The organism is Mesorhizobium sp. P2_C4 (genome assembly GCF_056404575.1).
On sequence record NZ_JBFUDT010000007.1, the window covers coordinates 105,332 to 126,776 of the forward strand.

The following is a 21,445-nucleotide window of genomic DNA, read 5'->3' on the forward strand; positions in this document are numbered from 1 at the left end:
GGATCATTGCAACCCGTTATGGTTAGCGGATCGTTAATGCTTCTCGGGCACATTCCGTCGGCGAACCGCGGGGAGGGTTCGGCCTTGGTTTTCGGGGTGGGACGGGATGGCGGAAGCGGACGAAACAGTTGGGGCACGTGGCAAGCGCGGTGCCCGCAAGAAGGGTGTGCACGGCAACGATGCGCTCGCCGATCACATCGATTCGGCCGAGGCGCTACGCCAGCTGGTCGAAGCGGGTGCTGACTGGATCTGGGAGACCGACGCCGAGCTGCGCTTCTCCTGGGTTTCGGAAAACTACCAGGCCGCCACCGGCATCGATCCCGCCAGCATTCTTGGCCGGTTCCGCTTCGATTTCCTCAAGCAGATGCTGGACGGCAATCGCAATGCTGCCGCACATCTGGAGGATTTGCAGGCGCATCGGCCGTTCCGGGATTTCGTCTACGAATTGCAAGGCGGCCGCCCCGACTGCCAATGGGTTTCGATCACCGGCTTTCCACGCTTCGATGCCGAGGCGAAATTTGCCGGCTATCGCGGCATTGGCCGTAACGTCACGGCGTTGGCCGATGCATTCGACCAGCTGAAGCCGACGCCGCAAGTCAGCGATGCGCCGGCAGCCGGCGAGAATGCGCAGCATCTGGCCGATCTCGAGCGGACCATGGATGCCATGCATATGGGCGTCGTGCTTCTCGACGCCCGGCTCGACACGCTGATCGTCAACAAGGCCTATCGCGACCTCTCCAGGATTCCGGAAGGCGCCGTGACCATCGGCGCCCCGTTCAGCCTGTTGATGGAGTTGAACCGCCGCAACGGCATCTATGGCGATATCGACGAGGGGGCGTGGCAGCGCTACCTCGCCAGCCGCATCGAGGAGATTCGCGCCGGCTCCGTCGCGCCGCGCGAGTTCCCGCACGCCGATGGCCGGACGATGATGTTCTCGGTGACGGCGCTGTCCGGAGGCAAGCGGCTGTTGACCTACTACGAGGTCACCGAGCTCAAGGCTCGCGATGCCGAGATCGTCAGCGCCAACGCCCGCACGGCTGAAACCTTCGCCAATCTGCGCACAATGGTCGACCAGATGCCGATCGGCGTCCTCGTCCTCGATGCCGATATGCGCGCCGAAGTCATCAATCGCGCCTTCTACGATTTCTGGGGGATCGACGCCCGGCGCGCCGAGATCGGCTGCAGCTTCCGCGACCTGATGCAGGCCAGCCGCGACGTCGACCCCTATGGTTCGGACGATGCGACATGGCAGCAGCATATGGTCGAGCGCGAGGCGGAGATCAGGGCGGGCACGGCCGGATCCAAGCAATTCCCGCGCAATGACGGCCGCACGCTGATCTCGTCGATGGCGCCGCTGGCCGGTGGCAAGCGGCTGATTTCCTACGTCGACGTCACCGAGATGAAGGACCGCGAGGCGGAACTGGCGGAAGCGCTGGAGAAATCGCGGCTGGCCGAAGCGGTGATCAACGGCGTCAAGGACCCGATCTTCGTCAAGGACGACAATCTGCGCTTCGTCTTCGTCAACGAGGCGTTCTCCTCACTGTTCGGGCAGAAGCCGCAGGCGATGCTCGGCAAGTCCGGTGTCGATTTCGTCACGCCGGACGAGGTGGTGCTGTTCGAGGAAAGCGAAAAGCAGGTCCTGGCAAGCGGCAAACCTTACGAAGTGGAAGAGAACTTCGCGTCTGCCGGCATCGGCCGTTCGCGCATTGTCAGGAAAAACCGCGTCTCGATGGCCAGCGGCCGCAACTATGTCGCCGGTTTCATCTTCGACATTTCCGACATGAAGCGCCGTGAGACGGAAGCCGAGGATGCGCGCAAGAATCTCGCCACCGTGCTGGAATCGCTGCCGGCTGCCGTCATCATCTACGATCGCGACGACAAGTTCGTTTTCGCCAACCGCAAGCTGCAGGACACGCTGCCGGCCCTGAAGCCGGCATGGCACCCCGGCGGCACCTTCCGCGACGCGCTGAAGCTCGGCCATTCGGTCGGCTATTTCCGCCTCAGCGGCGATCCTCAGGTCGACAAACTGTATGACGGCGATCCCGAGCGCTGGCTCGACGCCATTCTCGCCCGCTACCGCTTGCCCAACTCGTCCTATGAGCGCCTCAATCCCGATGGCCGCTGGTACCAGGTCTACGACATGCGGACCGAGGACGGCACGTTCATCGGCGTGCGCGTCGACATCTCGGAGATCAAGTCTCGCGAAAAGGCGCTGCAGGAAAGCATGCGCCAGATCGACCTGTTCCGGCACGTGATGGACGAACTGCCGGTTGCCGCCTTCATCAAGGCCGAGGATCTGAGCATCGAATTCGTCAACAAGGCCTGGTGCGCGCTGACCGGCATCCCCAAGGAAGAGGTCATCGGCCGCACCGACCGCCAGCTTTTCGGCGTCGACGATGCCGAAAGCTACAGTCATGACGACACCGAAGTCGTCGTCACCGGCCGCGTCCGCGAGATCGAGGAGCCCGTCACCCATCGTGACGGCACGCTCAAGCAATTGATGACGCGCAAGAGCCGGCTGGTGGCGCTCGACGGGTCGGTGCACCTGGTCGGCTCCAGCACCGACATCACCGAGGTCAAGGCGCGCGAGCACGCGCTGCAGGAGAGCATGCGCGAGAACGAGGTGTTCCGCAGCCTCATCGACAACGTGCCGGTGTCGATCTACGCCAAGCGCTCCGACCTCAGGCAGTTCTATGTCAACAAGGGCTGGTGCGACCTCACCGGTCTCAGCAGGGAAGATGCGATCGGCAAGACCGACATTGAGATTTTCGGGCAGGACGGCGAAGCTTTCGTCAATGGCGATCTCGCCGTGCTGCGCACCGGCGAGACCCAGGAGGTCGAAGAGACGGTGACGCTTGCCGACGGCAGTGTGCGCTACCAGTTCGCCCGCAAGGGCGCGATGATCGCGTCCGACGGCTCGCTCTATCTGATCGGATCGACCACCGACATCACCGAATTGAAGCTGCGCGAGGCCGAATTGCGCGAGGCGCGGCAGCGCGCCGTGCTTGCCGATCGAGCCAAGTCGGAATTCCTGGCCAATATGAGCCACGAGATCCGCACGCCGATGAACGGCGTACTCGGCATGGCCGAACTTCTGGCCAAATCCGATCTCGATCCGAAGCAGAAGACGTTTACCGACATCATCGTCAAGTCGGGCAACGCGCTTTTGACCATCATCAACGACATCCTCGACTTCTCCAAGATCGACGCCGGCCAGCTCGTGCTCGACCCGGCGCCCTTCAACCTCCCCGAGGCGATCGAGGATGTGGCGACCCTGGTGTCGACACGCGCCAAGGAGAAGGACCTCGAGCTCATCGTGCGCATCGAGCCTGGCCTGGAGAGCCTGTTCATAGGCGATGTCGGCCGCATCAGGCAGATCGTCACCAATCTGGTCGGCAATGCGGTGAAATTCACCGACGAAGGCCATGTGCTGGTCGACGTGACCGGGCAAAAGGTGCCGACGGGAACAAAGCTCACCATCTCGGTGACCGATACAGGCATCGGCATTCCGGATCAGAAGCTGAAGCTCGTCTTCGAAAAATTCAGCCAGGTCGATACCTCGTCGACCAGACGCCACGAAGGCACCGGGCTCGGCCTCGCCATCACCTCGCGCCTGGTTGAGCTGATGGGGGGCGAGATCGGCGTCGAAAGCGACGAAGGCAAGGGCTCGACCTTCTGGTTCACCGTGACCTTGCCGAGGGCCGGGGACCAGGGCGGGCGACGGATCATGCCGGTCGACGTGACCGGCGCACGGGTGCTGATCGTCGACGACAATACCGTCAACCGGTCCATTCTGAGCGAGCAGATGGCGTCATGGACCTTCGATGCCTGTGCAGCGGAAAGCGGCGCCGAGGGGTTGAAGGTGCTCGTTGCCGCAGCTGCCTATGGGGTGCCGGTCGACTGTGTCGTGCTCGACTACCAGATGCCGGGAATGAGTGGCGCCGAAATGGCGCGGATCGTGCGCAACACTGCGGGTCTCGCCGATACGCCGATCATCATGCTGACGTCGGTCGACCAGTCGCTTGCCAACACCAGCTATCGCGATCTCGGCATCGATGCGCAGCTGATCAAGCCGGCGCGGTCTTCGGTGCTTTTGGAAACGCTGGTCGCCACAATCCAGCGTCACCATCACCATACGACGGACGGTAGCGTGCTGCCGGCAGCACGCAGCGGTTCCGGCGGCATTGCCGAACCATCATCCGCAAAGCCGCCGCTCGCCGCATCCGAGCGGGCCTTGCTGCAGCCACCGCCGGTTCGTGCCCGCGCCCGGGCCACGGGCGATGAACGCAGGCTCGACATCCTTGTTGCCGAGGACAATGAGGTGAACCAGATGGTGTTCACCCAGATCATCGGCGAAACCGGCTACAGTTTTGAAATCGTCGGCAACGGCCGCAAGGCGCTCGACGCCTTCGGCAGGCTCAATCCGCGCATGATCCTGATGGATGTCTCGATGCCGGAGATGAGCGGGCTCGAAGCGACCGCCGCCATCCGCCGGCTGGAAGAGGAGACGGGCACGCATATCCCGATCGTCGGCGTCACCGCGCATGCGCTGAAAGGCGATCGCGAACGTTGTCTGGAAGCGGGCATGGACGATTACCTGCCCAAGCCGATCAGCCCAAGGGCCCTGCTTGAAAAGGTCGAGCGCTGGGTCGGCGCCGGCGGCGAGGTCCTGCGCAGCGCAGGATAGGCGCGCCATCGAGGCAGCTTTCGCAACGAGCGGAGAAAGATCGCCGAAGATTCGGCGCCGCCCTTGCGCGAAACACTATGGTGCGATCGCACCATACCAAAACAAGCCCGCAGCCGGGACAATGGTCGCATGGAAATCCGCTCCGGTTACGGGCGGGAGCAAGCGACCGCCGGCGAGAAACAGCGTCAATTCTACCCCAACGGACCCTGTTTTCGGCGATGGCTCGGCCAAGACACACTCTGGCCATAGGCAACGCGCTCCCGCCCGGATTTTCTTTCTCGGCGCCTGTCGCCGAGGAAGAAGCCGCCCGCAATCTCGCAAGTCCCTGATTCCGGCAGCAAACCGCGGCCACATTGCCAAGGCTGGCCGGCCGCCATTTTCGGCACGCCCGTTCGACGTTACCGGGCTGACACGAAACTGTCATGCGACTGTAATAATCGGGGGCTATTGGCCTCAGAGGGCGCCGAAAGACACTGGCGCCGAGAGACCATCTTCCGAACAGGAGCAGGCCACATGAAGAAATTCCTCCTCACGGCGTCGGCCGCGGCGCTTGCGCTCGCCGCGTCGTCCGGCTTCGCCGCCGCGCGCGACCAGATCCAGGTCGCCGGGTCGTCGACCGTGCTACCCTATGCCAAGATCGTCGCCGAGCAGTTCGGCGAAACCTTTACCAACTTCAAGACCCCGGTTGTCGAGTCCGGCGGCAGCGGCGCCGGCATCAAGGAATTCTGCAAGGGCGTCGGCGAAGACACGATCGATATCGCCAACTCCTCGCGCCCGATCAAGCCGGACGAGATCAAGTCCTGCGCCGACGCCGGCGTGAAGGAAATCCAGGAAGTCCGCATCGGCTATGACGGCATCGTCTTCGCCACCGACATCAAGGGCCCGGACTGGGCGCTGGTTCCCGCCGACATCTACAAGGCGCTGGCCGCCAAGCTGGTTGTCGACGGCAAGCTCGTCGACAATCCGAACACCAAGTGGAGCCAGGTCAATCCGAAGCTGCCCGACTGGGACATCGCCGCCTACATTCCGGGCGAAAAGCACGGCACGCGTGAAGTGTTCGAGAGCAAGCTTCTCGACGCCGGCTGCGACAAGGCCGCCATCAAGGCGACCGGCATCAGCGACGACAAGGAAGTCGGCAAGACCTGCATCGCCATCCGCAAGGACGGCAAGGCCGTCGACATCGACGGCGACTATACCGAGACCCTCGCCCGCATCGACTCCAACAAGACCGGCGTCGGCGTGTTCGGCCTAGCCTTCTACGAAAACAACGCCGACAAGCTGAAGGTTGCTACCGTCAAGGGCATCGTGCCTTCGACCGCGACCATCGCCAGCGGCGAGTATCCGGTGTCGCGCCCGCTGTTCTTCTACGTGAAGAAGGCGCATCTCGGCGTCGTTCCCGGCCTCAAGGAATATGTCGAGTTCTTCCTTGACGACCAGATGGTCGGCCCGGAAAGCCCGCTCGCCGAATACGGCCTCGTTGCGGCTCCCGACGCAGAGCGTCAGGCCCAGCGTGACGCGTTCGCCGCCGGAAAGACGATGTAATCAGTCTACCGAACCAGGGCGCGGGCCAAGTCCGCGCCCTGGTTTCGTCGCCTGCCGCAATGGCGGCGGCGCTTTGAATTTTCCTTGGGGTGGGTGATGTCGTCCTTGCTCGTACTCGCCATTATCGTTGCCATCGGCCTGGTTGCGTTCTTTATCGGCCGGCAGCGTGCTTCAGCGCAGGACAATGGCACGGTGAAGCCGCATTCACGCGCCCACTATCACGGCTGGTGGGCGTTCCTGCTCGCCGTTCTGCCCGCTCTTTTGCTGCTTGCCGTCTGGAACGTCGGCTCTTCGGTCTATCTCGACCGTCACATTCACGCCGCCTTGCCCGAGCGGACCGCCGACAGCAAGGTTGCCAGCGAAGCGCTGGACATCAGCCTGGTGAAGAGCCTTGCCAAAGGGCTGCGCCAGCTCGACGCGAACACGCTGGCCGCGCTGCCAGCCACTTTCGCTGAACTGCAGCCGATGCTCGCCGCCAAGGGCGTGGCGCTGGCGACCGACACCCAGGATTACATGATCCCGATCGCCGTCGAGGCGAACGCGGTGCAGAACCGGCTTGGCCTGTTTGGCGCAATTGTCACCTTCGCCTTGTCCATCGCCGGCGCCTTCTATGCGCTGAGGCAAATCGCGCCGCGCGCCAGGGCGCGCAACAATGTCGAGAGGCTGATGCTGTGGGGCCTGCTTGCCGCCTCCACCATCGCCATCCTGACCACGGTCGGCATCGTGCTTTCCATGCTGTTCCAGACGATCACCTTTTTCGAAAGCGTGTCGCCGACGAGTTTCTTCTTCGGCACGGTCTGGGACCCGCGTTTCTCCGCTGCCGGTTCGGGCGGCAGCCAGGGCCAGTTCGGCCTGATCCCGCTGCTTGCCGGCACGCTCTATATCGCCGCGGTCGCGCTCGTGGTCGCAGTGCCGATCGGGCTGATGTCGGCGGTCTACATGGCCGAATACGCAACGCCCCGGCTGCGCTCGGTGGTCAAGCCCGCGCTGGAACTGCTCGCCGGCATACCGACCATCGTCTACGGCATCTTCGCCGTCGTCACGCTCGGGCCGTTCCTGCGCGATCTCTCTGCTGCGCTGACCGGCGGCTCGCCCTTCATCCAGGGCCAGAGCATCTTCACCGCCGGCCTGGTCATGGGCGTCATGCTGATCCCGGTCGTGTCTTCGCTATCCGATGACATCATCACCGCGGTGCCGCGCGCCATGCGCGACGGCTCGCTCGGCCTCGGCGCGACCCGCTCCGAGACGATCAAGCGCGTCATCCTGCCGGCGGCACTTCCCGGCATCGTCGGCGCCATCCTGTTGACCGCCTCGCGCGCCATAGGCGAGACGATGATCGTCGTGCTGGCGGCAGGCGTCGCTGCCAATCTCACCATCAACCCATTCGAGGCGATGACGACCATCACCGTCAAGATCGTCAACCAGCTGACCGGCGATCTCGAGTTCAATTCGCCGCAGACGCTGGTCGCCTTCGCGCTCGGCCTGACGTTGTTCGCGCTGACGCTGGTGATGAACATCGTCGCGCTGTACATCGTGCGCAAATACCGGGAGCAGTACGAATGACCGACATTCCCATGGACTCAATGGTCCGGGCCGCCGCTCATCCGCGCCGCGACATTGGCCTGAAGGCCCGCTATGCCGCCGAACGCCGCTTCCGCATCTATGGCATGCTGGCGATTTCCGTCGGCCTCGCCTTCCTGGCCATCATCCTCGTCACCATCGTCTCGAAGGGCTACACCGCCTTCTGGCAGACGACGGTGTCGCTGCCGATCAGCTTCGACGCGAAGGTGATCGATCCTTCCAACAAACGCGCCACCGATCCGAATGTGCTGATCAAGGCGAACTATCCCAAGCTTGCCGAAAACGCGCTGATCGCCAAGCTGGGCATTTCTCCCGACGACAAGCCTTCGATCCAGAAGCTCAAGGGTTTCCTGTCCGAAGGCGCCCGTGTCCAGCTGCGCGACATTGTCGCCGCCGACCCGTCGGTCATCGGCACGACGCGCGACGTCAACATCCTTGCCGCCGCCAATCTCGACTCGGCCTTCAAGGGGCAGATCGACCTCAGCGTCGAAGAAGCACGCCGCAAAGTTTCCGACCAGCAGATCGCCTGGATGAACAAGCTCAAGGCGGACGGCGTGATGGCCGAGCACTTCAACACCGGCCTGTTCACCTACGGCGCTTCCAGCCGTCCGGAAACCTCCGGCATGGGCGTGGCGATTATCGGTTCGCTGTACATGATGGTGATCGTGCTTTTGCTAGCGCTGCCGATCGGCGTCGCCGCCTCCATCTATCTCGAGGAATTCGCCAAGAAGAACCGCTTCACCGACCTGATCGAGGTCAACATCAACAATCTGGCCGCGGTGCCGTCGATCGTCTTCGGCCTGCTCGGCCTTGCCGTCTTCATCAATTTCCTCGGCATGCCGCGTTCCGCCGCTTTTGTCGGCGGCCTGGTGCTGACGCTGATGACGCTGCCGACGATCATCATCGCGACGCGCGCGGCTCTTGCCGCCGTGCCGCCCTCGATCCGCGCGGCAGCACTTGGTCTCGGCGCTTCCAAGATGCAGATGGTGTTCCAGCATATCCTGCCGCTTGCCGCCCCCGGCATTCTCACCGGGACCATCATCGGCCTGGCGCGCGCGCTCGGCGAAACCGCGCCGCTGCTTTTGATCGGCATGGTCGCCTTCGTCGCCGACTATCCGAAGACACCTTTCGATCCGTCGACGGCGCTGCCGGTGCAGATCTACCTGTGGGCGAACGAGGCTGAACGCGCCTTCGTCGAGCGCATGTCCGGCGCCATTATCATCCTGCTGGTCTTTCTCATGGCCATGAACATCACCGCGATCGTGCTTCGGCGTCGGTTCGAGCGGCGCTGGTAGAAAAAAGGCATTTTGGTATGAACATCATGACCGAACAGTCCCTTGAAAACGCTGTGGGCGATAAAATGAACGCCAAGTCGAACGAAGTGATCAAAATGCGCGGCGACAAGGTCGGCGTGTTCTACGGCGAGAAGCAGGCGTTGTTCGACGTCAATCTCGACGTTCGCCTCAACCAGGTGACGGCACTGATCGGCCCCTCGGGCTGCGGCAAATCCACCTTCCTGCGCTGCCTCAACCGCATGAACGACACCATCGATTCGGCGCGGGTGACCGGCAAGATCACGCTGGATGAAGAAGATATCTACGACAAGAGCATCGACGTCGTCGAACTGAGGGCGCGCGTCGGCATGGTGTTCCAGAAGCCCAATCCGTTCCCGAAGTCGATCTACGAGAACGTCGCCTATGGCCCGCGCATCCACGGACTGGCCAAGCGCAAGGCCGACATGGATCAGATCGTCGAGTCGAGCCTGAAGAAGGCGGCGATCTGGAACGAGGTCAAGGACCGTCTGCAGGAACCCGGCACCGGCCTCTCCGGCGGCCAGCAGCAGCGTCTGTGCATCGCGCGCGCCATTGCCGTGTCGCCCGAGGTGATCCTGATGGACGAGCCCTGTTCGGCGCTCGATCCGATCGCCACCGCACGTGTCGAGGAATTGATCGACGAGCTGCGCCAGAACTACACGATCGTCATCGTCACCCATTCGATGCAGCAGGCGGCGCGCGTGTCGCAGCGCACGGCGATGTTCCATCTCGGCTATCTCGTCGAGGAGGGCGCAACCGACAAGATGTTCACCAACCCCGACGACAAGCGCACCCAGGACTATATCACCGGCCGGTTCGGCTGAGCGGTTCCGACAGCGAAGTTTCAGGCACGAGGACTAGGATCATGGGTGAACATACCGTCGCATCTTTCGATGAAGAGCTGGGACAGATCAGCAAGCTGATCCGCGACATGGGCGATCTCGCCGGCTCGATGGTCAGCGGCTCGACCAAGGCGCTGCTCACTTCGGACAATGCCCTGGCACAGCGCGTCGTCTCCGACGACGCCATCATGGATGCGCGCCAGCGTGAGCTGGACGACCGCGCCATCACGCTGATCGCCAAGCGCCAGCCGATGGCCAACGATCTGCGTGCAGTGGTCGGCTCGATCCGCATGGCCGGCGACCTTGAGCGCATCGGCGACCTCGCCAAGAACATCGCCAAGCGCGTCGGCACCGTCGGCCTCAGCGTCACGCCGCGTGACCTGTCGCATTCCATCGATGCGATGGCTCAGCTGGTGCTCATCCAGGTGCAAGGGGTGGTCGAGGAATATGCCGCCGCCGATGCGGCAGCGCTCGCCAAGCTCAGAAACGACGACGAGCGCATCGACGTCAAATACACCTCGGTGTTTCGCGAGCTGTTGACCTACATGATGGAAGACCCGCGCAACATCACCGCGTGCACGCATCTGTTGTTCTGCGCCAAGAACCTCGAACGCATCGGCGACCACGTGACCAACATCGCCGAAAATGCGTACTATGTTTTGACCGGCTCGCAATTGCCCGCCAATCGTCCAAAGCAGGACGAGACGGCGATGTCCGCGCCGGCGGCATGACGACAAAGGTGACCAGTCGATGATCGCGCCACGCATCATGGTGGTGGAGGACGAGGAGCCGCTAGGCGTGCTCCTCCGCTACAATCTCGAATCCGAAGGTTACCAGGTCGAGGTGGTGACGCGCGGCGACGAGGCCGAGATTAGGCTGCAGGAAAACGTGCCCGATCTTCTGGTGCTGGACTGGATGGTGCCGGCGGTTTCCGGCATCGAGCTGTGCCGGCGCCTCAGGATGCGGCCCGAAACAGAGCGGCTGCCGATCATCATGCTGACCGCGCGCGGCGAGGAGAGCGACCGCGTGCGCGGCCTGTCGACCGGCGCCGACGATTATCTGGTCAAGCCGTTTTCGACGCCAGAGTTCATGGCCAGGGTGAAGGCGCTGCTGCGCCGCGCCAAACCGGAAGTGCTGTCCAGCGTGCTCAAGGTCGGCGACATCGTGCTCGATCGCGAATCGCACCGCGTCTATCGCAAGAAGAGCGAAATCCGGCTCGGGCCGACCGAATTCCGGCTGCTCGAATTCATGATGCGTCATCCCGGCCGGGTGTTCTCGCGCAGCCAGCTGCTCGACAATGTCTGGGGCGAGACGATCTACATCGACGAACGTACGGTGGACGTGCATGTCGGGCGGCTGCGCAAGGCGGTCAACAATGGCCGCATGCCCGACGTCATCCGCACCATCCGCGGCGCTGGTTACGCTATTCGGGAAGACTGAAGCCCTTCAGTTTCGACGGAAGCATATCCAGTGTCGTTGAAGTGGTCAGCCCATTCGTCCGGCTTGATGTTGAATGACCAAAAAATGCGACCGATATCTGAGTGACTGAGAGGTGCAACTTGAGGATCGTCGGATCGTTTGTTCTCTCTATTCGCTCTCGGCGATAGCAAAAATGTCTATCAATCGTCCCTTTTCGATATGCGCTTCTATGGAGTGACGGCCTGGAGGAAAAAGCCAGTAGTAAACTCCACTGGGCACCCAAAGACCTTCGTCTTTCCTGAGTGGCATAAAGCTTGCTTGAATATTCGTGGTCGTTCCGCGGCCTGGACTAACGCGCACATCAAAACTCTGGCACGATAGCCATTTTGTGAACTCTTCCGCGCCAAGGGCCAGGAACTTACGTCTGGCAAATTCCGTCGCCTCATCATTGGAGGTGAATTTCCCCCATGCTTCTCTGGCATCTATCAATTGGCCAACCGGGCAGCCTGGACCAGGGTGTTGGGCGGCGGCGGTGCTGCCAAGCAATAGCCACACGGAAATCGAGAAAAGCGCCGGCAGATATCTGGTCCGGCTTTTGAGGAGGGGGCTGGTTGCTGCAGCCAACCGATATGCCGCCATCATGCGATTGAACATCCTGCCACGTTCTTTGATACGGCTATGGTGGCATGCAATCTAGCATTGCATTGCTCTTCGTCTATCGGATTGTAAAAAGCCCAAGGATGCGGATAATCATTTGCTAAGAAACGTTCGCGCGGGTCACTGTGGAATGGCCCCCGGACCAACCTGAATCTCAACCCATCCCCGGTTGCGATCTGATATTTCGATTTCAGGCCACGTCTTTCCCGATGGTGCCAGCTCGCGTCTGCCCGCCCGGCGCGAAAATCTCCTGGTCGACGAAGCTCAGTGCCCGCATCGCGCAGCCTTCGCGGATCAGCGGCAATTCGTTCGGCTCGGTGTCGAAGGAGATCGATTTCGAATGCTGGCCGCCGGCGGTCTGGGCGATGGCCTCGCGCAATGCCGGTTCTATCAGGTCGAAGGCGGCGGCGCTGACGCCGACCATGGCGACGGGTGCCGGATCGATCAGCGCAAACAGGCTGCCGAGGCCGAAGCCGAGGGCTTCGCCGGCCTTGCGGTAGGCCTCGCGCTCCGGCCCGTCCTTCTCGCGTGCCGCGGTGGCGAGCGCCCGCATGTCGGCGTCGCTGACATCAGCGACCGGCTCGGCGTCCTCGCCCAGTTGCCTGGCGTTGCGCCAGATGGCGTAGTTGCCGGCATAGGCCTCGACGCAGCCACGCCGCCCGCAGCGGCACAGCGCGCCGCCCGGCCGATGGATCATGTGGCCGAATTCGCCGCCCGAGGAATGGGTGCCGGTGAACAGCTCGCCCTTCAGCACCAGTCCCATGCCGATGCCGTGCGACAGCAGGATGGCGATGAAATCGTCGCGGTAGCGGACCGGATCGCGCCACTGCAGCGCCACCGCCATCATGTTGCAGTCGTTTTCCATGGTGGCGGGAATGCCGAATTCCGCTTCCAGTATGTCGGCAAAAGCGATGTCGGTCAGCGGCGTGATCGGCGACCACAGCATGGCGCGGGCGTGCGAATCGGTGATGCCCTGGATGCCCATGGCGATGCGGGCGACGCTGTGGGTGTCGAGGTCGGGATCCTCGAGCCGGCGCCGCACGATTGCCGTGCATTCGCCGATCAGCTCGTCGCGCGGCATGGTCAGCGTGTCCAGCCGGCGCTGTTCCTCGGCAACCACCTGGCCGGCATAGTCGATGACGGCGACGGAGAGGAAATTCAGCGACAGCACCACGGTCATCACCGCGGCGGCTTCCGGATTGAGCCCAAGACCGACTTGCGGCCGTCCACGTTTCAGCGAGACCGGTTCGCTGGCCTTGCTCTCGGCCAGGATGCCTTCCGCGATCAGGTCGGACGAGATCGCCGATATGGTCGAATGGCTGAGGCCGGTGGTCGCCGCGATCTCGGTCCGCGACGGCTGGCCGGCGCGGCGCACGGCCGAGAGCACCATCGCCCGGTTGCGGCGGCGCAAATCGTCGTGGCGGATACCAACCGACATCTTTCTGCTTTCCTCCCGGTCGTCCTCGCGGCCTCTCATGATATTGAAGGCAGTCGGTGACACCAGCCAAATATTGGCAGAAGCCGGCAGCGCTGTCATTATTTATTGCGAGCCTCGAAAAAAAGTCAGCGACACATCAAAATCAATCAGAATCGATGTTGACAGCGCTCCGGCGTTGGATCAGTATTTTTTCGAGGCTCGAAAAAATAGAGCCTTTGTGCCGGCCTTCGGGCCAGTTTGTCGCGCTGCGCGCGATTTAGGGAGGATATCATGAAGAAATTTGCAGTCGCCATGCTGGCGGGTGTCGCCATGTCGTTGACGTTGGCGTCGGTCGCACAGGCGAAGGACAAGGTGATTGGCGTTTCGTGGTCGAATTTCCAGGAAGAGCGTTGGAAGACCGATGAAGCGGCGATGAAGACGGCGATCGAGGCCGCCGGCGACAAGTACATCTCCGCCGACGCGCAGTCCAATCCCGGCAAGCAGCTTACCGATGTCGAGAGCCTGATTTCGCAGGGCGCCAACGCGCTGATCATCCTTGCGCAGGATGCATCGGCAATCGGCCCGGCGGTGCAGAAGGCGCTGGACGAAGGCATTCCGGTCGTCGGCTATGACCGTCTGATCGAGAACAAGGATGTCTTCTACCTGACCTTCGACAACAAGGAAGTCGGCCGCATGCAGGCCCGCGAAGTGTTCAAGGCCAAGCCGGAAGGCAACTACGTCTTCATCAAGGGCTCGGGTGCCGATCCGAACGCCGATTTCCTGTTCGCCGGCTCCATGGAAGTGCTCAAGGAAGCCATCGACGGCGGCAAGATCAAGAATGTCGGTGAGGCCTACACGGACGGCTGGCTGCCCGCCAACGCCCAGAAGAACATGGAACAGTTCCTGACCGCCAACGACAACAAGGTCGATGCGGTGGTTGCAGCCAATGACGGCACCGCCGGCGGCGTCGTCGCCGCGCTGACGGCGCAGGGTCTGGCCGGAACCGTGCCGGTGTCGGGCCAAGACGGCGACCACGCCGCGCTGAACCGCATCGCACTCGGCACGCAGACCGTGTCGGTGTGGAAGGACGCGCGCGAACTCGGCAAGAACGCCGCCGAGATCGCCTCGCAGCTGGCCGACGGCAAGAAGACCGGCGACATTGCCGGCGCCAAGGACTTCACGACGCCTGGCGGCAACACCGTCAAGTCGCTGTTCCTGACCCCGGTCGCCATCACCAAGGACAACCTCAACGTCGTCATCGACGCCGGCTGGATCAAGAAGGACGAAGTCTGCGCCGGCGTCACTGCCGGCAGCGTTGCGGCCTGCAACTAAAATCGAACCGCTACCGGTTCCAAATCTCGGCGCCGCGGCCCAAAAGCCGCGGCGTTTCTCAAGGGGCTTTCCGCTTCAAATGACCGCGGAAAGCAAATAGCATCCATGTTCCGGCATCCGCGCCAGACGGCAAACCGGTGGGAGGATAGCATGACCGACACGACCTCTAATCAGCCGGTCGCCAGCACTGCAGCGGACCGGGCGCGTGCATCCGAACTCAGCGCGATCGGGCGGTTCCTCAAGGCGACCGAACTCGACACGCGCATGCTCGGCATGGTCGGTGCGCTGCTGGTCATCTGGGTCGGCATACACATCCTGTCGGGCGGGCTTTTCCTGACGCCGCGCAATCTGTGGAACCTGTCGGTGCAGACCTCCTCGGTCGCGATCATGGCGACCGGCATGGTGCTGGTCATCGTCATGCGCAACATCGACCTTTCGGTTGGTTCCGTCGAAGGCGTGATCGGCATGATCATGGGCGTGGCGCAGGCCGAATTCCTCATTCGCGTCATCGGCTTCCAGCTCGGAAATCCCTGGCTCTGGATCATCGCGCTGGCCGTCGGCGTGGTGCTTGGTCTGCTGATCGGCGCGTTCCAAGGCTTCATCATCGCCTATATGGAGGTTCCGGCCTTCATCGTGACGCTGGGCGGCCTGCTGGTCTGGCGCGGCATGGCATGGCTCATCACCAGCGGCCGCACTGTCGCGCCACTCGACGCCACCTTCCAGCTGATGGGCGGCGGACCACGCGGCTCGATCGGCGCCACCGCCAGCTGGGTCGTCGGCATCGTCGCCTGTGCGGCGGTTGCCTTCGCGCTGCTCAACGGCCGGTCGCAGCGCAAGCGGTTCGCCTTTCCGCTGCGCCCCGTCTGGGCTGAGACCCTGCTTGGCGTGGTCGCTTGCGCCGCCATCCTCGGCGCCGTCTGGATCGCCAATTCCTATCCATGGCCGATCGGCATCGTGCGCCAGTATGCCCAGCAGAACGGCATCACCCTTCCCGAAGGCGGGCTGTTCATCGCGCATGGCATAGCCATACCGGTGCTGATGGCGGTGACTGTCGGCATCATCATGACCTTCATCACCAAGCGCACCCGTTTCGGCCGCTATGTCTTCGCCATCGGCGGCAATCCGGAGGCAGCCGAACTCGCCGGCATCAATACGCGCTGGGTGACCATGAAGGTGTTCATGATCATGGGCGTGCTGGCGGCGATCAGCGCGGCGATCTCGTCGGCCCGCCTCAACGCGTCGACCAACGCCCTGGGCACGCTGGACGAGTTGCTGGTCATCGCCGCCGCCGTCATCGGCGGCACGTCGCTGGCCGGCGGCGCCGGAACGGTGTTGGGCGCCATGCTCGGCGCGCTTCTGATGCAGTCGCTGCAATCCGGCATGGTGTTGCTCGGCATCGACTCGCCGCTGCAGAGCATCGTCGTCGGCGCCGTGCTGGTCATCGCCGTCTGGCTCGACACCGTTTATCGCAAGCGCGTCTAGGGAGGAACGATCATGGCTGACAAAACCGCCCCTACGGACACCGCGCTGATCGACATGCGCAACATCTCGATCGCCTTCGGCGGCATCCGCGCCGTCGACGATGCGTCCATCGATCTTTTCCCGGGCGAGGTCGTGGCGCTGCTCGGCCACAACGGCGCCGGCAAGTCGACGCTGATCAAGATCCTGTCCGGCGCCTACAAGCGCGACGCAGGCCAGATCTTCGTCAATGGTCAGGAGGCTGCGATCTCCAACCCGCGCGACGCCAAGAAATACGGCATCGAGACGATCTACCAGACGCTGGCGCTGGCCGACAATGTCGACGCCGCCGCCAATTTGTTCCTCGGCCGTGAGCTGATGACCGGCTGGGGCACGCTCGATGACGTCGCCATGGAGGCTGAGGCGCGCAAGGTGATGGGCCGGCTCAATCCGCGCTTCCAGCGCTTCAAGGAGCCGGTGGTCAAGCTGTCGGGCGGCCAGCGTCAGTCGGTGGCGATCGCGCGAGCCATCCTGTTCAACGCCCGCATCCTGATCATGGACGAACCGACGGCGGCACTCGGACCGCAGGAAACGGCGCAGGTCGGCGAGCTGGTCAAGCAGCTCAAGGCCGACGGCATCGGCATCTTCCTCATCAGCCACGACATCCATGACGTGTTCGAACTCGCCGACCGGGTCTGCGTGATGAAAAACGGCCAGGTCGTCGGTACCGCGCGCACCACCGACGTTACCCAGGACGAGGTGCTCGGAATGATCATCCTGGGCAAATGCCCGCCCGGGGCCATTCCCGGGCCAGGCGCGCTGAAGATCGCAGCATAGGCTATTATTTGGTTCGACCATGATCTCTTCCGAGAACCGGTTTCCACTTTTCGGGATCATGGTCTGATAAGCCGGCTAACTATAGGTAATCGATAGGCCAGCTTTCACGATGGTTTGGCCTCGCCATTGTGTTGGCGCGGTGACATGCCATAAAGGTCCCGAATCCATGGGCCGCAGCATCCGTTGAAGAAGTTTTTCCCGATTGTCGCCTTTATCGCCGTCGCGCTGATCAGCCTGACGATGGCGGGATTTGCCTATTTCGCCACGCAGGAGGCGGCGCGCATCAAATTCGAGGCGACGGCGGACGATGCGCTGAACCGCATCGAGAGCCGCATCGATCTGCATCTGTCGCTGCTGCGCTCAACCCAGGCGCTGTTCGACGCCCGCAATGGCGACATTTCGCAAGCTGAGTTCAAGGCGTTCTTCAACGCACTCGACGTCGACAACAATTTCGCCGGCCTGCGCGGCATCGGTTTTCTCAGATTGGCGAAGGCGGGTGACGAGGCGGCGGTGGAGCGCGATATCCTGCGCGATCATGGCGTCGCCCACGCGGTCTATCCTGATACGACGCAGGCGTGGCGCACGCCCATCTTCATGTTCGAGCCGCTGGACCCGTCCAACCAGGGCAGCATCGGCTATGACATGTTCACCGAACCGGTGCGCCGGGCGGCGATCGAAAAGGCGATGGCCGACGACCAGCAGCACGCGAGCGGGCTTATCCAGCTCGGCCAGGGCACGGGCGCGGCGCAGACCTTTCCCGGCTTCCTGGTTTTCGTGCGGCTCAATGTCGAAACCGCGCCCGAGGTCATCAATGCATCGAGATCGTCAACGTCCGGCTTCCTCTATGCGGCCTTTCGCGCTGGCGATCTGTTCCAGACCGCGCTCAGCCGCACACCGCTGCTGCCGGTCAATACCGAAATCTATGACGGCAAGCCGGAGGCCGGCGGCCTTTTGTTCCGATCGGAAACGCCGCCGGTCGCAACCCTGGGCGACAGGCTGCTGGTGACGCGCCAGATCACTGTGGCCGGCCGGCCATGGACCGTCCTGTTCAGGCCGACAAGCGCCTTCTCGCAGCCTTCCTCGCGTGCCATTCCGGTGATGCTCGGCCTGTTCGGCCTGCTGCTGGCAGGCGCCATTGCGCTGGTGGCGCGCTATCAGGAGCGGGCCTATGACGCCAAGTCGGCTCTGCACGAAACGACCGAGAAGAGCTTGCTCGAGAAGGACCTGATGCTGCAGGAGATGAAGCATCGCATCAAGAACTCGATCACGCGGGTGCTGGCGATCGCACGTCAGACGGCGTCGCGCGCCACCGACGTCAACGAATTCTCGGCATCCTTTTCGGCCCGGCTGCAGGCGATGGCGGCGTCCCAGGACATGCTGACGCGCTCGCGCTGGCAGAAGGCCGATCTTGGCGACCTGCTGCGCATCGAACTTGGCCAGGTGTTCGGCAAGGAGCTTCCGCAGGGCGTCTTGTCGGGGCCGCAGGTCCTGCTCGACGAGACGACGACACAGGCGCTTGGCCTGACTTTTCATGAACTGGCAACGAACGCGCTGAAATACGGCGAGGCCGGCAATTCGGTTGGTGCGCTCAAGGTCGACTGGTCGGTCGAAGGGCGCGGACGCGACAGGACACTGGCGCTCAACTGGCGCGAGGCCGGGCAAAAGAAGCTGGAAGCGCCTGTTGAGACCGGCTTTGGCACAAAACTAATCGATCTCAATGTCACGCGCGAATTGCGGGGCACAATCACGCGCGATTTTCGTGCTGACGGATTGAAAGTCGAAATCAGGATTCCGCTGTCGGATTGAAGCACGCAAGCAAACGGAGACCGGACCAGCCGGTCTCCGCCTTGATTGCTTGAAGCGCTTGGAAGCGGATCAGCAGCGAGCCGTGTAGAGATGGCCGCGGTTGTCGCGATACTGGCAGTAACCATTGCGCAGGTTGCGGACCAGCAGGCCGGAACCGGCACCGACGGCCGCGCCGATGAGCGCGCCCTTGGTGCCGCCAATCAGGCCGCCGGCCACAGCGCCGACACCGGCGCCGACGCCGACATCCCGCTCGGTCGTGCTGCAACCGCTGACCGCGACCACGGCAACCATGGCAATAATCATCTTCCGCATAGAGTCTCTCCTCACTTGTGTCCTCACTTTAGTAAGCTCCAGCCGCCATTTAGCATGAAATAACGGCCTTTGCCCGCTCGAATTTATTGTTGGCGAACAGAGTCTTTTTCGGGGCGCACGCCGTTCGATGCAACCATAAGGTTGGAAATCTCCAACGAAGCGTCGAGCGTTCCGTCCGGACGCACGTTCCAGACAATTTGATCGTAGTCGTCTTCCAGCGCCGGATCGACGGCAAGACATTTGGCGACGATGTGCTGGGCTTGACCCTGGACATCGCCCAGGGCGAAGGGCCGCTCGGCGGTGCATTGGTCAGCCGTCTCGAAGACGCTGACCGGCACGGGCAGTTCGCGGCATTCGGTCATGGTGTTCGAACAGCCGATGACAAGCAGCAAGGCGGCAATGTGTTCCATGGCGACAATCCTCTCGCCATAGCAACGGCCCACACCGGTCAAAGTTCCTGCGCGCGCAGCCAAGTGCATGAATAATTGGAAGGGAGCGGGCTTGGGGTCAGGTCAACTGGGGGTCAGGTGATCTGGAGTGCCGCGACCAGCACGACGACCGCGACCAGTGCGATAATGGCGAGGCGAAGCGCCGTATGGGAAACATGGGTCGAGGGCGCGGCCGATGGGTCAAGATCCTGAAACCCACTCATCGAGACACGGGCGGCCTGCTCCAGCCTGTTCATATCGGCAACCGTCAACATCATTCCTCCCATACTGCGCTGCAAGCCGTAGCCGAAGCGTTCAAGGCATCGGTAAGTTTCAGCGGTACCTGGGAAGCACAGCATCGGACTTTATGGTGAACAGTCGGTTAAGGGACGACGGCGGTGCCGTTGGCTGTGCTCACTCGGTCTCGAAATTGCCATGCGGAACCACCAGCCGGTATTCGAGACGGCCGCCACTGATTTCAAGCGTCGCGGTGCCGTTCAGCGATGTCGGCACGACGCGCTCGAGCGCAACGCTGCCAAAGCGCTTTTCGTTGCGTCGATTGTCGTTAGCGCCGATGGCTTCAGCCCAGGTCAGCGACAAGGCCGGCCTGTCAGCGGAAGCGGCCGTCAGGCTGGCCGTCACCTCGACGAAGCCGTCCGGTCGCGACAGGGCGCCGTAACTGACCGAATTGACGGCGAGTTCATGCATCGCCAAACCGATATGCAAGGCGGCGTTGGGGTTGAGATAGGGGTTTTCGCCCCGGAAACGCAGGCTGCGGGCCGGATCGGCGCCGTAGCGGCCAACCTGGCCGGAGACGAGTTCGCGAAGGGCGGCACCGCGCCAGTTGGACGACGTCACCAGATCCTGCGATGAGGCCAGCGACTGCAGCCGGCCGCGAAAGCGCGTCAGAAAATCGCCAAGCGTCTCGGAGTAGCGGCCGGTCTGGCTGGCGATGCTCTGAATGATGGCCAACAGGTTTTTCGAACGGTGGCTGACCTCGCGCAGCAGCGTCTTCAGCGTTTGCTCGCGGCGTTTCTGCTCGGTCGTTTCAACCATGGTGGTGACGACGCCCTGCACGTCACCGCCGTCGCCATGATCGGCATCGACCCACACCTGAAACCAGCGGACACCATCGTCGGCGGGAATGCTGAGCTCGAGCCGTTCAGGATTGCCGGATGCGATGACGTTGCGTTTGGCGGCGCCGATGCGCTCGGCCTGAGCTGGCGGCAATATACCATTGCTGTCGGCGGTATCGGCGGCCCATGGCGCGCGCATGTTGCGCGCCCATACCGTCTTCATTTCGCGATCCTGATACAGAACCGAAATGCCGGCATTGTGCAGCGCATGGAGAAGAGCCCGGCCAAGCTGCATGCCGCTTTCGGCGGGGTGCAAAGCGATGATCTCATCACTCTGACCACCGTCGCTTCGGTCTCCGACCCGGGAATGCATCAATCACCTGTCCAGCTAAGGTCTGAACGGTTGACTGCGCAATGGGTTCCCTGTCGGCGTGCACGATGCTCGAAGCCAAGCTGTCCGCGGACCCAAAAAGGTCCGCCGGGCGGCGTCCTTTGAGGGACACCGTCCGGCGGTGGCTGGAAACCGTTTGAGGGGTGCGGCTTCCAGTGTCAGGTCGCGCCTTACGACGCCCGTTTGAACAGGCCGGCGAGAAGCGAAATGACCAGGAAGGCGAGAAAGATGAAGAACAATATCTGCGCGATACCGGCCGAGGTGCCGGCGATACCGCCGAAACCAAGCGCGCCGGCTATGATCGCGACAACGAGGAATACGAGCGCCCAGTAAAGCATGATTCATCT

At 62.7% G+C, this 21,445-nt stretch carries 18 protein-coding genes; 11 read left to right on the forward strand and 7 right to left on the reverse strand.

Translation table 11 applies throughout. The features are described from left to right. Nucleotides 1–106 precede the first annotated feature (106 nt). From AC1DX6_RS24080 to phoB, 7 genes are all read left to right on the forward strand, one after another. Nucleotides 107–4,687 carry a PAS domain-containing protein gene (locus AC1DX6_RS24080; protein ID WP_477317954.1) on the forward strand — a complete coding sequence of 1,527 codons (4,581 nt, stop codon included), beginning with the start codon at nt 107–109 and terminating at the stop codon, nt 4,685–4,687. A 513-nt stretch (nt 4,688–5,200) separates the two neighbouring features. After that, nucleotides 5,201–6,229 carry a PstS family phosphate ABC transporter substrate-binding protein gene (locus tag AC1DX6_RS24085; RefSeq protein WP_477317956.1) on the forward strand — a complete coding sequence of 343 codons (1,029 nt, stop codon included), beginning with the start codon at nt 5,201–5,203 and terminating at the stop codon, nt 6,227–6,229. A gap of 96 nt (nt 6,230–6,325) precedes the next feature. Next, entirely contained in the window at nt 6,326–7,792 is a 1,467-nt protein-coding gene (gene pstC / locus AC1DX6_RS24090; RefSeq protein WP_477317958.1) for a phosphate ABC transporter permease subunit PstC, read from the forward strand. Then, nucleotides 7,789–9,105, forward strand: a complete 1,317-nt coding sequence (gene pstA / locus AC1DX6_RS24095) for a phosphate ABC transporter permease PstA (protein WP_477317960.1) — start codon at nt 7,789–7,791, stop codon at nt 9,103–9,105. Before pstC ends, pstA begins: the two co-directional genes overlap by 4 nt. A gap of 17 nt (nt 9,106–9,122) precedes the next feature. Continuing rightward, the gene (pstB, locus tag AC1DX6_RS24100; protein ID WP_202299037.1) at nt 9,123–9,947 is read left to right on the forward strand and encodes a phosphate ABC transporter ATP-binding protein PstB; all 825 of its coding nucleotides are present in this window, start codon (nt 9,123–9,125) and stop codon (nt 9,945–9,947) included. A 41-nt stretch (nt 9,948–9,988) separates the two neighbouring features. Then, nucleotides 9,989–10,696 carry a phosphate signaling complex protein PhoU gene (phoU, locus tag AC1DX6_RS24105; RefSeq protein ID WP_477317962.1) on the forward strand — a complete coding sequence of 236 codons (708 nt, stop codon included), beginning with the start codon at nt 9,989–9,991 and terminating at the stop codon, nt 10,694–10,696. Between the two features lie 19 nt (nt 10,697–10,715). Beyond that, a complete protein-coding gene (gene phoB, locus AC1DX6_RS24110) occupies nt 10,716–11,405 on the forward strand; it encodes a phosphate regulon transcriptional regulator PhoB (protein WP_010911896.1) in 690 nt (229 codons plus the stop codon). Between the two features lie 147 nt (nt 11,406–11,552). On the opposite strand, the gene AC1DX6_RS24115 is transcribed toward phoB, so the two are convergent. Further along, entirely contained in the window at nt 11,553–12,026 is a 474-nt protein-coding gene (locus AC1DX6_RS24115) for a hypothetical protein (RefSeq protein ID WP_477317964.1), read from the reverse strand. A 205-nt stretch (nt 12,027–12,231) separates the two neighbouring features. Then, on the reverse strand, nt 12,232–13,479 hold the full coding sequence (locus AC1DX6_RS24120; protein WP_477317966.1) for an ROK family protein: 1,248 nt from the start codon (nt 13,477–13,479) through the stop codon (nt 12,232–12,234). 270 nt (nt 13,480–13,749) lie between these two features. On the opposite strand from AC1DX6_RS24120, the gene xylF reads away from it, so the two are divergent. From xylF to AC1DX6_RS24140, 4 genes are all read left to right on the forward strand, one after another. Next, the gene (xylF, locus tag AC1DX6_RS24125) at nt 13,750–14,790 is read left to right on the forward strand and encodes a D-xylose ABC transporter substrate-binding protein (RefSeq protein WP_477317968.1); all 1,041 of its coding nucleotides are present in this window, start codon (nt 13,750–13,752) and stop codon (nt 14,788–14,790) included. A 150-nt stretch (nt 14,791–14,940) separates the two neighbouring features. After that, nucleotides 14,941–16,272 (forward strand): sugar ABC transporter permease, encoded by a 1,332-nt coding sequence (locus AC1DX6_RS24130; RefSeq protein ID WP_477317970.1) that lies wholly within the window; start codon nt 14,941–14,943, stop codon nt 16,270–16,272. A 12-nt stretch (nt 16,273–16,284) separates the two neighbouring features. Continuing rightward, nucleotides 16,285–17,085: an ATP-binding cassette domain-containing protein gene (locus AC1DX6_RS24135; protein WP_477317972.1), complete on the forward strand. Its 801-nt coding sequence runs from the start codon at nt 16,285–16,287 to the stop codon at nt 17,083–17,085. A gap of 183 nt (nt 17,086–17,268) precedes the next feature. Beyond that, nucleotides 17,269–18,891 (forward strand): CHASE domain-containing protein, encoded by a 1,623-nt coding sequence (locus AC1DX6_RS24140; protein WP_477317974.1) that lies wholly within the window; start codon nt 17,269–17,271, stop codon nt 18,889–18,891. A 69-nt stretch (nt 18,892–18,960) separates the two neighbouring features. Here AC1DX6_RS24140 and AC1DX6_RS24145 read toward each other — a convergent pair whose 3' ends face one another. The 5 genes from AC1DX6_RS24145 to AC1DX6_RS24165 all read right to left on the reverse strand — a co-directional run bounded on the left by AC1DX6_RS24145 (nt 18,961) and on the right by AC1DX6_RS24165 (nt 21,436). Continuing rightward, complete coding sequence (locus AC1DX6_RS24145) at nt 18,961–19,203, reverse strand: YMGG-like glycine zipper-containing protein (RefSeq protein WP_477317976.1); 243 nt, start codon at nt 19,201–19,203, stop codon at nt 18,961–18,963. Nucleotides 19,204–19,286: 83 nt separating this feature from the next. Continuing rightward, complete coding sequence (locus tag AC1DX6_RS24150; protein WP_477317978.1) at nt 19,287–19,613, reverse strand: hypothetical protein; 327 nt, start codon at nt 19,611–19,613, stop codon at nt 19,287–19,289. A gap of 113 nt (nt 19,614–19,726) precedes the next feature. Continuing rightward, entirely contained in the window at nt 19,727–19,909 is a 183-nt protein-coding gene (locus AC1DX6_RS24155) for a hypothetical protein (protein WP_477317980.1), read from the reverse strand. A 136-nt stretch (nt 19,910–20,045) separates the two neighbouring features. Next, nucleotides 20,046–21,080, reverse strand: a complete 1,035-nt coding sequence (locus AC1DX6_RS24160) for a sensor histidine kinase (RefSeq protein WP_477317982.1) — start codon at nt 21,078–21,080, stop codon at nt 20,046–20,048. Between the two features lie 188 nt (nt 21,081–21,268). Continuing rightward, nucleotides 21,269–21,436, reverse strand: coding sequence for a DUF1328 domain-containing protein (locus tag AC1DX6_RS24165; protein WP_013529282.1), 168 nt, complete (start codon nt 21,434–21,436; stop codon nt 21,269–21,271). Nucleotides 21,437–21,445: the final 9 nt, after the last annotated feature.